The organism is Phycicoccus elongatus Lp2 (genome assembly GCF_000367525.1).
In the GTDB taxonomy this organism is placed as follows: Bacteria; Actinomycetota; Actinomycetes; order Actinomycetales; family Dermatophilaceae; genus Phycicoccus_A; species Phycicoccus_A elongatus.
On sequence record NZ_HF570956.1, the window covers coordinates 909,582 to 921,952 of the forward strand.

Consider the following 12,371-nt stretch of genomic DNA (forward strand, 5'->3'; position numbering starts at 1 on the left):
CCCGCCCGCCATGGCGGCGGTCTATTCGGCGACCATGCTCAAGATCTCGGTCGGTTTCATCACCGCCGCGGGGATCGCCGTCATCGTTCGCCTGGCGGTCGAAGAGCGTTCCGGCAGAGGCGAAGTGGTGATGGCGAGCGCAACCAGCCGCGCCCGCTGGTTCCTTGCGTATGCCGTGGGCGGCCTGGCCCTCGTCGCGCTTCTCACGCTCGTCATGGCTTTCGCGATGGGCTCGCGCGGTGCCGCCGCTCTGGCCGCGGCCCCTTCGGTCGGGCAGACCCTGCAGGGTGCCGCCGAGGCGATCCCCGCGGCGTGGGTCGTCGTCGGCGCGGCCGCCCTGCTCACCGGACTCAACGCCCGCTGGGCGCCCTACGCGTGGGCCGTGCTCGGCGCCGCCTTCGTGCTGGGGGAGTTCGGGACGACGATGAACCTGCCGTCATGGCTCGTGGGGCTCTCCCCGTTCGCGCACGTCGAGGCCTACCCCCTCGGTCACTGGGACTGGGCCAATGTCCTCGTCCTCACCGCGATCGCGGTGGTGCTCACGGGAGCCGGTCTCGCGGCATACCGACGGCGCGACCTGACCTGACCGCCAACCGGCGTTGTTCCGGATGGCCGCGGTTGTTCCCGGGTACCCGGGAACAACCGCGGCATGTGGGAACAACGCCGACAGGGTCAGGTGAGGTCGGGACGGCCGCCCGCCTTCAACGCGTCGACGACCGCCTTGACATCCTGGGCCCGCTCGACCGTCGTCACGAGCACGGCATCGCCGGTGTCCACGACGACGACGTCGGTGAGACCGAGGACGGCCACGTGTCGACCGCCGCGTGGGGCGACGAACCCGCTGGCGTCGATCGTCGTCACGAGAGCGGGATCGCCGAGGACGGCGACCCCGTCGTCCGCGGTCGGCAGCAGCTCGCGCAGGGTGGCGAAGTCGCCGACGTCGTTCCACGTGAACGCGCCGGGCACGACGGCCACCCGGCCGATGTCGGCGGCAGGCTCCGCGATCGCGTGGTCGATCGCGATCCTCGTCAGCTCCGGCCAGCGCTGCGCGAGGGTCGACGGGTCGGCAGCGATGGCCCGGACTCCCGCCGCCAACTCAGGGTGCCAGCGCGTCAGCAGGTCGAGCAACACGGTCGCCTTGACAACGAACATGCCTGCATTCCAACGGAATTCGCCCGTCGCGAGATAGTTCGCAGCGCGCGAGGCGTCCGGTTTCTCGACGAATTGGCGGACCCGCGCCGCCGTCGCGTGACCGTCGAGCGCTTGGCCCATCTGGATGTAGCCGAAGGAGGTCGCCGGAAACGTCGGCTCCACCCCGATGGTCACGACGTAGTCCTCGCGCGCGACGGCCACCGCCTCGGCCACGCACGCCCGGAAGGCCTCGCCGTCCGGGATGACGTGGTCGGCAGCGAACGACCCGATCATCGCCTCCGGGTCCTCTCGCTCGATGACGGCAGCTGCCCAGGCGATGGCCGCCATCGAGTCACGCGGGCTGGGCTCGGCCAGCACCCGGTCGGGTGTCAGACCCGGCAACTGGGCACGCACGGCTTCGGCGTGCGCCACGCCGGTGACGACGACGACCCGGTCGGCGGCGAGCGGCGCGACCCGGTCGACGGTGCCCTGGATGAGGGTGTGTCCCTCACCGGTGAGATCGTGCAGGAACTTCGGGTGCCCGGCCCGCGAGAGCGGCCAGAGACGCGTGCCGGAGCCGCCGGCCGGGATGACGGCCCAGAAGTCGGGGATCGAGGACATGCCGGTCACCTTAGCGACGGGCGCCGCGGCCACGAGGAGGTGACGCCCCGGTGAACGCGTTCTCCGGCCCGATGCCCAACGCTCACCCGACCCACCCTCGCGGGTCACCGTGGCAGCACGACGCTGCACCACCGTGGTGCCCATGCGCGTGGCCATCGTCACCGAGTCCTTCCTCCCGACGCTCAACGGCGTCACCACCAGCGTCTGCCGGGTTTCCGAGCAGTTGTATGCCGGGGGCCACGACGTTCGCATCGTCGCCCCTGCACCGGCCCCCGACCGCTTCGGCGAGATCCGGGTGGCCACCTGCCCCTCGGTGTCGGTGCGGCAGTTCCCGACCGGACTCCCGACGCCCGGGCTACGACAGGCCCTGGAGGACTTCGCCCCGGAGGTCGTCCACGTCGCCTCGCCGTTCGTGCTCGGCGCGCGTGCGCTCCAGTGGGCGGACCGCACCCAGACCCCAGCCGTCGCCATCTACCAGACCGATGTGCCCAGTTACCTCGCCCAGCACACGCCCGGCAGAATCGGCACCCGAGCCTCGAACGCCGCATGGCGCTGGATCCGGCGCATGCACGCTCACGCCGACCTCACGCTCGCCCCCTCCTCGGCGACGATCGAGGAGCTCCGGCACCACGGCATACCGAGGGTGGAGCGGTGGCGCCGGGGCGTGGACCACTCCCTCTTCTGCCCGAGGTGGCGAGGGGACGCAGGGGCGCGCGAGCTCCGGCGGGCGCTGTCTCCGGCCGGGGAGGTGCTCATCGGCTATGTCGGCAGACTCGCCCCGGAGAAGGAACTCCACCGTCTGGCAGAAGCCGCAACCATCCCCGGCACCCGACTTGTGATCGTCGGTGACGGCCCCGCTCGATCCGAGGTCGGAGCCCTCCTCACCGAGGCCGTCGCGGACATGCCGGGGCGGCCCAACCGCACCCCGATCGTTCTCGGCCAACGCTGTGGCGACGACCTCGCCCGGGCGTATGCCGCCTTCGACGTCTTCGTCCACACCGGCACCCGCGAGACCTTCGGGCAGACCCTGCAGGAGGCTGCTGCGATGGGCCTGCCGGTGGTGGCGCCGGCCCGCGGTGGCCCGATCGACCTCGTCGACCACGGCCGCTCCGGTTACCTCTTCGACCCGGATCGTCCGGGCGCACTGCGCGAGGCCGCGGCGACGCTCGTCGCCGACCCACAGTTGCGAGTGTCGATGGGTGAGGTCGGGCTGGCCCGGATCGCCCAGTGCTCCTGGGGGGCACTCACCGCTGAATTGGTCGGCCACTACGAGCGAGCCCGCGTCACGCGTCGAGCCCGCGCGCCACACGCGGCCTGACAACTATTGGCGCCGACGCACTCGACGCCAGGTGCCGACCACAGCACCGAACGCCGCCGTCGCGCCGGCGCCGACGACGGCACCGGCGACGATCGAGGCCCGATCCACCGCACGTTGCTCGGCGCCCGAGAGGTCTGCCGCGGGGTCGCGGGCCGGCGCCAGGGAGCCCGCGGCAGCCTCGACCTGGGCCGCGTCCGCCGAGGGCGGGCCCTCGGCCAGTTTGTCCTGAACGCCGGGGGTGAGCGCCACCGACTGCTGCTCGTCGAGATGGTTCGCGGCCCAGGCAGATGCCAACAGGACGATCCTGGACATGTAGTTGAGCCAGACCAGCAGGCCCACGACCAGGGCGATGGAGGCGAAGAGCGGGTTGTTCATCGCGCCCAGCAAGGTCGTGCCGAGCGCCTTGAGGACGGTCAGTCCGATGCCCCCGATGAGGGCGGCCGACCGAAGCCCGCGCCAGGGTACGTCCACCCCACTGAGCAGGCGCAGCATGACCAGGACGATGAGGCCGTCGAGGACGACGCCGACGAGGACACTGATCGCCTTGACGACCCACCACGAGCCGCCGAGCCCGATGAGCTCGGCGATCCCCGAGGCGGCGGCGCCGGCGACACCGGTCACGGCCGCCGAGACGACGATAGCCAGGCCGAGCAGCACGAGGACGCCCAGGTCGCGCAGCTTGTTCGTGAAGAAGTTCCCGGGTTCGCCCTCGGCCCCGAAGATCGTGCGGATGCCGTCCCGCAGGGCCCCCAGCCACCCCAGCCCTGCCCACAGCAGGCCCGCGACACCGATGGCCCCGGTGACCGAGAGGGTGTTGCCGGTCGGCGCCTCGAGCGGGATCAGTCCCTCGTCACCCTCCTTGATGAAGCCGGGCAGGGTCTCGTTGAGGTAGTCCCGGATCTGGTCCAGCCATTCGGGGTGCCCCTTGAGGAGCGCCCCGAAGATGGTGAAGGCCAGCGCCACCGCCGGGAAGATCGAGAAGAACGCGAAGTAGGTGACGCCGCCTGCGAGCAGGTTGCCGCGCGCATCGCTGTAGCGCTGCCAGGCCCGCATCACCTCGGTCCGTTGGAAACGGCTCCAGGCTTTCTTCACTGCATCCATGCGCTTCAGCTCCTGTCCCGACCTGCGCCCTCCAGCGAGAAGGTCCGCAGCGGTCGCCACACGTCGTCGTTGCCCTGCTCGAAGAGGTCGAAACCCACGACCGGGAACTCTGCCACGAAGTCGGCGGTCGATCGGGCCGTGGCGTCGAGGGCTTCGTCCTCGACATGGTGGGCGATCGTGACGTGCGGGTGGTAGTCGAACTCGAGACGGCGTTCCACGGGTCCTGACCGGATGGCCCGCTCGAGGCGTTCGCACGACGAGATGCCTTCACTGACCTGGACGAAGACAACCGGGGACACCGGCCGGAAACTGCCCGTCCCGGCCAGCCGCATCGTGAAGGCCGGATGGCTGTCCGCGACGGAGGACAGATGATCGATGAAGGCGTCCAGGTCGGTGCCCGGGATGACGGTCGGCGGCAACAACGTCACGTGCGGAGGGATCACGGCTGCCATCGGGTCACCGGCCGCATGGCGCGCAGCCGAGAGTTTGGCCCGATGGGGCTCGGGAATGGCGATGGCGACGCCGACGACCGGCATGTTCAGGCACCCGCGGGTCTGGCCGGCAGCAGGCCCACGGCTTCGCGGACGCGCTGCATCGTGGCCCTGGCCACGACGGTGGCCCGCTCCGCCCCGGCGGCGACGATCCTGTCGAGTTCGGCCGGGTCGTCGAGCAGTTCAGCCATGCGGGTCTGGAAGGGCTCGACCGCTGCCAGCACCACGTCGGCCACCTCCCCCTTCAGCGCGCCGTACCCCTGGCCCGCGAACCGTGACTCCAGGTCAGGAAGCGAACTGCCCGAGAGCGTCGAGTGGATGACCAGCAGGTTCGACACCCCTGCCTTGGTGGCGGGGTCGTAGCGGACCTCGGCCTCGGTGTCGGTGACGGCCGACATGATCTTCTTGCGCAGCCTCTTGGGGTCGTCGCTGAGCAGGAGCAGACCCTTGTCCGGCGAGTTCGACCCCGACATCTTCGAGGTGGGGTCGGTCAGATCCATGATCTTGGCCGACTCCTTGAGGATGTAGGGCTCCGGCACGACGAGGGTGTCCGCGGCATACCGCGTGTTGAAGCGTTCGGCGAGGTCGCGGGTGATCTCGAGGTGTTGGCGTTGGTCCTCACCGACGGGGACGTATGCCGCGTCATACATGAGGATGTCGGCCGCCATGAGCATGGGATAGGTGAGCAAACCGACGTTGGCGTTCTGCCCGCGGGCCACCTTGTCCTTGAACTGGGTCATTCGGCGCGCTTCGCCATCGGCGGTCAGGCAGTTCATGACCCAGCCCAGCTCGGCGTGCTCGGTGATGTGGCTCTGGCAGAAGACCGCCGAACGCGCCGGGTCCACACCACCGGCGATGAACTGGGCAGCCGTGACGCGCGTCCGGCGGCGGAGCACGGCAGGGTCGGTCGGCACGGTCAGCGCGTGCAGGTCGGCGACGAAGTAGTAGGCGTCGAACTGGTCCTGCAGGGTGACCCAGTTGACCAGTGCCCCGATGTAGTTGCCCAGGTGCAGCGAATCGCTCGTCGGCTGCATCCCGGAGAGAATCCTGGGCACGCTGCGGTGATCGTCGGCATCGGGCATGGGGTCAACTCTAATGAACGGCGGGTTGACCAAGGTGCGCGTGTCCGGCCGGAGCGGACCCGCGCGGCAGACCTCCAGGCCAGCGACCTCATCCTGGTCATGGAGCGGGGCGTTCTCGGGCGCGCCCCTCAGCGTTCCAGCGGTCAGCGCTCGAGCGGTCGCAGCCGCGCGACGAAGACCACCCGGGTGCCGTGCGGCGAGGAGTTCTCCCAGCGGATCCGACCCTGTAGGTCCTGCACCAGTGATGTCACGATGCGCGTGCCGAGCCCGGCGAGCACCGGACGGAAACCCGGCGGCAGCCCGACCCCGTCGTCGGTCACCGTCACCGTGAGTTCCTCTGCGCCGTCCGTCCCGGTGGCCCGATGGGCCGCCAGGTCGATCGTGCCGCCGCGGTCGGCGAGCCCGTGCTCGGCCGCGTTCTGCACGAGTTCGGAGATGATCATCGCCATCGCCGTCGCGTCCTCGGCCCGCATCCGCCCGAAGCTGCCGGTCAGCGTGTGACTGACCGGATGCTCACGCGTGGCCACCTCGACAACGGCGCGCAGGCCCCGGACAGCGATCTCGTCGAAATCCACCATCTCGTCGAAGCCCTGGCTGAGCGTCTCGTGGACGAGCGCGATCGTCCCGACCCGGCGCACCGCCTCTGCGAGCGCGTTCTTGGCCGTCGGCTCCGGCACCCGGCGGGCCTGGAGCCGAAGCAGAGCTGCCACGGTCTGGAGGTTGTTCTTCACCCGGTGGTGAATCTCGCGGATCGTGGCGTCCTTGGTCAGCAGTTCCTGCTCGCGGCGCCGCAGCTCGGAGACGTCGCGCAGCAGGATGAAGGCCCCGGTGCGCGTCGCGTTCGCCGTGATCGGGATGGCGCGCATGCTGACGCTCGCCGACCGAGTGGAGAACTCGGTGCGCCAGGGCGCCCGGCCGGTGACCACCAAGGCCAGCGATTCGTCGATGGGTTGTTCAGCGGCCTGGGCGAGGTCGGTGATGATCCTGGCGAAGTTCGATCGCACGAGGTCACCCAGATGTCCCAGCCGGTGGACCGCCGAGAGCGCATTGGGGCTGGCGTAGGTCACGCCGCCGTCGACATCGAGCACGATGACCCCGTCGCCCACCCGGGGAGCTCCCCGACGCAGGCCGGTCGGCGCCGCCGGCGACGGGAACTCGCCATGGGCGATCATCCGGGCCAACGCGTCGGCCAGGCGCCGATAGGTCAGCTCGAGTCGACTCGGCGTGCGTTGGGCGATGGCATGGGTGTGCATCGTGATGACGCCCACGGTCCGGGCGCCCCGGACCACCGGGATCGCCTCGACGCGCACGCCGTACTCCTCCCCCGCATGCGGCTCCCGGCCCCGCACGAGCCGACGCGACCGGTGGGCCTCCTCGATGAGGGCCCGGCGGGTCGACGTCGGCGCCGTGCCGACGATGTCGTCATGGAAGACCATGGGCCCGGTGTTGGGGCGCACGTGGGCGACCGTCTGCCAGCCCGCCTGGCCGCCCTGGACCCAGAGGACGAGGTCGCTGAAGGCGAGGTCTGCGACGAGTTGCCAGTCCCCCACGACGAGGTGGAGCCACTCGATCTCGGCAGGCTCCAAGGTCGTGAGGGACTGGAGGTGCTCGGCGAGGGTCGTCACACCGATCAAGCCTAGTTCGCCGTTGAGGTCCTCACGTCGTGGCCGCCCCGACGCGGACCACCGAGCGCAGGGTGCGTAAGGCGACCGACAGGGCGGCAATGTTCGGGTTGTCCAGACGCACGATCGCCGAGAGCGCCCCCTTGGTCCGCGAGATCGAGTCCTGGTTGGCGCGGGCCCACACGTCGTACTGCTCGCCCGGGTCGGAGGCCGCCCCGTCGGCCGGGTTGGCGTCCAGGACCCCGCGGGTGAGTGACTCCAGCACCGAGTAGAGGTCGTCCCGGAGGGCACCCCGGGCGAGTGCGTCCCATCGGTCCTCACGGGGCAGCCGCGTGACCTTGCCCAGCATCGCGTCGATCCCGAACCGCTCCGAGACCACGTAGTAGAGCGCCGCCACGTCCTGTGGGTCGCGACCGGTGTCGGTGGCGATCTCGACGATGTCGAGCAGGGAGTACCAGTCGAGCAGGCTCGCGGTGTGCCGAGCCAGCGCCTCGGGCACCCCGGCTTTCTCGAACTCCGCCGCCCGGCGGTTGAGCCTCTTGCGCTCGTCTCCCCGGAGCAGCTCGGGCACCTGGGGTCCCATCGCCTCGACGACGGGGCCGAAGCGCTCGACCTCGGCACCGATGTCGAGCCGGCCGGGGCGGGCGGTGAGGAACCACCGCACGGCCCGGTCGAGCAGGCGTCGGAACTCGAGGTAGAGCGAGGTCTGCGCGTTGGTCGACACGACGTTGTCGAGGGCTTCGACCTGCTCGACGAAGTGCGCGAGCCCGAAGACCTCGCGGCAGACGACGAAGGCTCGGGCCATCTGCTCGACGCTGGCACCGGTCTCCTCACCGGCGCGGAAGGGGAAGGTGATGCCTCCACGGTTGACGATGGAGTTCGCGACCGAGTTCGTGATGATCTCTCGGCGCAGCGGGTGCTCGGCGAGCTCCGCGGCATACCTCTCCCGCATGGGGGTCGGGAAGTAGTCCGCGAGGGTTGCCTCGAAGTAGGGGTCGTCGGGGAGCGCCGAGGCCAGCAGATCGTGCTTGAGCGCGAGCTTGGCGTAGGCGACGAGGACCGAGAACTCCGGGGACTTCAGGCCCTTGCCCTCGTGGGCGCGCTGGGCGAGCTCGGCCTCGCTGGGCAGGAACTCCAGCTGCCGGTCGAGGTCACCGCGCTCCTCGAGCCACTTCATGAGCCGCTCGTGCACGCTCGCCATCTGGTGCTCCTGGGCGCGGGCGTTGCCGAGCAGGACGTTCTGCTCGTAGTTATCCCGGAGCACGAGATCGGCGACCTCGTCGGTCATCGACGCGAGGAAGGTGTTGCGTTCCTCGAGGTCGAGACCACCCGACCGAACGACCTCGCTGAGCAGAATCTTGATGTTGACCTCGTGGTCGGAGGTGTCCACACCCGCGGAGTTGTCGATGGCGTCGGTGTTGATCCGCACGCCCGCGAAGGCCGCCTCGATCCGGCCGAGCTGGGAGCAGCCGAGGTTGCCTCCCTCCCCCACGACCTTGACGCGAAGCTCCTCGCCGTTGACCCGGATGGCGTCATTGGCGCGGTCCCCGACCGACAGGTTGTCCTCGGTGCTCGCCTTGACGTAGGTGCCGATGCCGCCGTTCCAGAGCAGATCGGCGGGGGCCAGCAGGACGGCCTTCATCAGCTCAGCCGGCGTCATGCTCGTCGTGCCGTTGGGCAGGCCCAGTGCCGCGATCATCTCGGCCGAGACGGGGATCGCCTTGAGCGATCGGGCGAAGACGCCACCACCGGCGGAGATCAGGCTCTTGTCGTAGTCATCCCAGGACGATCGCGGCAGGTCGAAGAGGCGGCGCCTCTCGGCGTGGGACAGAGCAGCGTCCGGGTTGGGGTCGATGAAGATGTGGCGGTGGTCGAAGGCGGCCAGCAGGCGGATGTGCTCGGAGAGCAGCATGCCGTTGCCGAAGACGTCGCCACTCATGTCACCGACCCCGACGACGGTGAAGTCCTCGGTCTGGGTGTCGTGACCCATCTCGCGGAAGTGGCGCTTGACCGATTCCCACGCGCCTCGGGCGGTGATGCCCATCCCCTTGTGGTCGTAGCCGGCCGAGCCACCGGAGGCGAAGGCATCATCGAGCCAGAAGCCGTAGGACTGGGCGACCCCGTTGGCGATGTCGGAGAAGCTGGCCGTGCCCTTGTCGGCGGCGACGACCAGGTAGGGGTCGTCCCCGTCGTGGCGCACGACGTCCGCGGGCGGCACGATGTCGCCGCCCACTCGGTTGTCGGTGAGGTCGAGCAGGCCCGAGATGAACATGCGGTAGGACGCCTTCCCCTCCTCGAGCCATGCCTCGCGGTCGACGGTGGGGTCGGGCAGCGCCTTGGGGTAGAAGCCCCCCTTGGAGCCGGTCGGCACGATGACGGCGTTCTTGACCATCTGGGCCTTGACCAGGCCGAGGATCTCGGTGCGGAAGTCCTCGCGCCGGTCACTCCACCGCAGGCCACCGCGGGCGACCGCGCCGAAGCGCAGGTGCACGCCCTCGACCCGGGGGCTGTAGACCCAGATCTCGTAGGCCGGGCGCGGCGCCGGCAGGTCGGGGATCGCCTTGGGGTTGAGCTTGAGCGACACATAGGGCTTGGGTCGGCCCTCGGCGTCGGGTTGGTAGAAGTTGGTCCGCAGGGTCGCCTTCACGACGGCGAGGAAGGCGCGAATGATCCGGTCGTGGTCGAGGCTGGACACCGCGTCGAGGGCATCGAGCACCCGAGCGCTGATCTCGTCGCAGGCTGCCTCGCGGGCCTTGCGGCCGGCCTCGTCGTCGGCGAACCGGGCCGGATCGAAGCGGATTTCGAAGAGGGCGACCAGGTCGGCGGCCACCGCAGGGTTGGCAACGAGGGCGTCCTCGAAGTAGTGCTGGGAGAAGGCCGTCTGGGTCTGGCGGAGGTACTTGGCGATGGAGCGCAGGATGATGACCTGGCGCCACGTGAGGTGGGCGCCGAGCACGAGTCGGTTGAAGCCGTCGGACTCGGCCTCACCCTCCCAGACCGCCAGGACCGCGCCCTCGAAGAGGTCACGCAGGCCTTCATGGGGCAGCGATTCCCAGGTGGTGGCGTCCTTGACGCGCAGCCCGAAGTCGTAGACCTCGAGGGGGGTTCCGTCGACCCGGGTCACCTCGTAGGGCTGCTCGTCGACGACCTCGACCCCCATGTGGGTGAAGATCGGGAGCACGTCGGTGAGCGACAACGCGTCGGCCCGGAAGAGCTTGAAACGACGCACGTCGGGGCTCGCGTCGGACGGCCGGTAGAGCGCCACACTCGTACCCTGACCGCTGCTCAGGCGGTCAAGGTGGGCGAGGTCGGCGACACCCTGGCTGGTGGTGAAGGTTTCCTCGTATGCCGTGGGGAAGCCCCGCGCGAAGGAGTCGACCAGGCGGTTGCCCTCGACCTCACCGAGTCGCTCGCGCAGCGCGTCACCGAGGCGATCACTCCAGGTGCGGCTCACCGCGACGAGCCGCTCCTCGAGGCGGTGCTGCTCCGCTGCGGTGAGGTGGCGCACCCGCTCGCCCAGCGGCATACGAACGACGAACTGGAGTCGGGAGAGCGCGGACTCGGAGACGCGTGCGGTGAACTCGACGCTCTCGCCCCCGAAGGTCTCCTTGAGCAGGTCCGCCATGCGGGTGCGGACCGAGGTGTTGTAGCGATCCCGGGGGATGTAGACGAGCGCGGAGACGAATCGTCGGAAGTCGTCCTCGCGGAGGAAGAGCTTGGTGCGGCGGCGCTCCTGCAATTGGGTGATCGCCATCGCGGTGTCGAAGAGTTCGTCCGTGCTCGACTGGAAGAGCTCGTCGCGGGGGAAGGTCTCCAGGACGCCGAGGAGGTCCTTGCCCGTGTGAGAGTCAGCAGCAACGCCGGAGCGACGGATCACCTCCTCCACCTTGTCGGCCACGAGCGGGATCCGAGTCACCGAGTCGGTGTAGGCCGTCGACGCGTAGAGACCGAGGAAGCGACGCTCGCCGATGACCTCGCCGGTCTCGTCGAACTGGCGGACGCCGACGTAGTCGAGGTAGGTCATCCGGTGCACTGTCGAGCGGGAGTTGGCCTTCGTGATGACCAGGGCCTTCTTCTCATGCGCGAGCTCACGCGCCCATGGGGTGAGGACATCGGGCTCCTGGCCCATCGGCGGGTCGCTGCGCAGCAGCCCCAGCCCGGTGCCGGTCACCGGGACGACCGCCTCCCCCTCCCCGAGGTCCTTGAGGACGTAGTCGCGGTAGCCGAGGAAGGTGAAGTGGTTGTCGGCCATCCAGCGCAGGAAGGTCGTGGCGCGGCGGACCTCGTCGGCGTCCAGCCCGACCGGGGGCGTCCCCTCGAGCTCGGCGGCAATGACCAGGCAGCGGGTGCGCATCTTGGGCCAGTCCTCGACCGACTCGCGCACGTCGGTGAGGACGCCGCGGATCGTCGTCTCGAGGTCGGCCAAGGTCTGCTCGTCGGTTTCGCGGTCGATCGTCAGCAACATCCAGGACTCGTTGATCCGTCCGACGGCGTCAACACGCACACCCTGCCCCGGTTCGGCGTGCTCGACCGACTCCAGACGCCCCGCAGCGTCACGACTGACGACGAGTTGCGGGTGGACGAGCAGGTGGATGTCGAGGTCCTGACCGACGATGGCATTGGTCACCGAGTCGACGAGGAAGGGCATGTCGTCGGTGACGATCTGGACGACCGTGCGGGCGCTGGACCACCCGTCGTCGTCGGTCGTGGGGTTGAACACCCGCACGTTGGCAGTGCCCGGTTGGCGGACCTCGGCGAGCTCACGGTGGGCCGCCGCCACGCCGGCGAGCGTTGCCGCAGAACGGGACCGCAACTCGTCGGTCGCGACGTGTCGGTAGAACCGGCCCACGAAGTCAGCCGCGTCCCCCCCTCCGCCCAACTTCTCGTAGGACTCGGCGATCCGCTCGAGGATCGACTCGCGGGAGGTCATGGTCGTCTGCTCGGTCATCTCGGTGGGTGTTCCTTCGTGACTGATCGCGCCGGGCGCGGCACATCGTCGTGCCGC

The 12,371-nt window shown here is 69.7% G+C and carries 7 protein-coding genes and 1 pseudogene; 2 read left to right on the forward strand and 6 right to left on the reverse strand.

All coding sequences use genetic code 11. The features are described from left to right. Nucleotides 1–586 (forward strand): annotated as a pseudogene (locus tag BN10_RS04370) (ABC transporter permease); the annotation flags it as partial. An 86-nt stretch (nucleotides 587–672) separates the two neighbouring features. Here the strand turns inward: BN10_RS04370 and BN10_RS04375 are convergent. Then, nucleotides 673–1,752, reverse strand: coding sequence for a mannose-1-phosphate guanylyltransferase (locus tag BN10_RS04375; protein WP_040752510.1), 1,080 nt, complete (start codon nucleotides 1,750–1,752; stop codon nucleotides 673–675). A 142-nt stretch (nucleotides 1,753–1,894) separates the two neighbouring features. Here BN10_RS04375 and BN10_RS04380 point away from each other — a divergent pair, with 142 nt between their 5' ends. Then, the gene (locus BN10_RS04380; RefSeq protein WP_010849958.1) at nucleotides 1,895–3,070 is read left to right on the forward strand and encodes a glycosyltransferase family 4 protein; all 1,176 of its coding nucleotides are present in this window, start codon (nucleotides 1,895–1,897) and stop codon (nucleotides 3,068–3,070) included. A 3-nt stretch (nucleotides 3,071–3,073) separates the two neighbouring features. Here BN10_RS04380 and BN10_RS04385 read toward each other — a convergent pair whose 3' ends face one another. The 5 genes from BN10_RS04385 to BN10_RS04405 all read right to left on the reverse strand — a co-directional run bounded on the left by BN10_RS04385 (nucleotide 3,074) and on the right by BN10_RS04405 (nucleotide 12,314). After that, entirely contained in the window at nucleotides 3,074–4,171 is a 1,098-nt protein-coding gene (locus BN10_RS04385) for a YihY/virulence factor BrkB family protein (RefSeq protein WP_010849959.1), read from the reverse strand. A 5-nt stretch (nucleotides 4,172–4,176) separates the two neighbouring features. Beyond that, the gene (locus tag BN10_RS04390) at nucleotides 4,177–4,707 is read right to left on the reverse strand and encodes a 2'-5' RNA ligase family protein (protein ID WP_010849960.1); all 531 of its coding nucleotides are present in this window, start codon (nucleotides 4,705–4,707) and stop codon (nucleotides 4,177–4,179) included. A gap of 2 nt (nucleotides 4,708–4,709) precedes the next feature. Then, nucleotides 4,710–5,744: a tryptophan--tRNA ligase gene (gene trpS / locus BN10_RS04395; protein ID WP_010849961.1), complete on the reverse strand. Its 1,035-nt coding sequence runs from the start codon at nucleotides 5,742–5,744 to the stop codon at nucleotides 4,710–4,712. Between the two features lie 143 nt (nucleotides 5,745–5,887). Next, nucleotides 5,888–7,369, reverse strand: a complete 1,482-nt coding sequence (locus BN10_RS04400) for a sensor histidine kinase (RefSeq protein ID WP_010849962.1) — start codon at nucleotides 7,367–7,369, stop codon at nucleotides 5,888–5,890. Between the two features lie 31 nt (nucleotides 7,370–7,400). Beyond that, a complete protein-coding gene (locus BN10_RS04405) occupies nucleotides 7,401–12,314 on the reverse strand; it encodes an NAD-glutamate dehydrogenase (RefSeq protein WP_010849963.1) in 4,914 nt (1,637 codons plus the stop codon). Between the last annotated feature and the right edge of the window lie 57 nt (nucleotides 12,315–12,371).

Bases quoted from the DNA above. Each gene is read 5' to 3' on its own strand.
- BN10_RS04375 (WP_040752510.1), bottom strand. From the start codon at position 1,752: ATGTCCTCGATCCCCGACTTCTGGGCCGTCATCCCGGCCGGCGGCTCC.
- BN10_RS04380 (WP_010849958.1), top strand. From the start codon at position 1,895: ATGCGCGTGGCCATCGTCACCGAGTCCTTCCTCCCGACGCTCAACGGC.
- BN10_RS04385 (WP_010849959.1), bottom strand. From the start codon at position 4,171: ATGGATGCAGTGAAGAAAGCCTGGAGCCGTTTCCAACGGACCGAGGTG.
- BN10_RS04390 (WP_010849960.1), bottom strand. From the start codon at position 4,707: ATGCCGGTCGTCGGCGTCGCCATCGCCATTCCCGAGCCCCATCGGGCC.
- trpS (WP_010849961.1), bottom strand. From the start codon at position 5,744: ATGCCCGATGCCGACGATCACCGCAGCGTGCCCAGGATTCTCTCCGGG.
- BN10_RS04405 (WP_010849963.1), bottom strand. From the start codon at position 12,314: ATGACCGAGCAGACGACCATGACCTCCCGCGAGTCGATCCTCGAGCGG.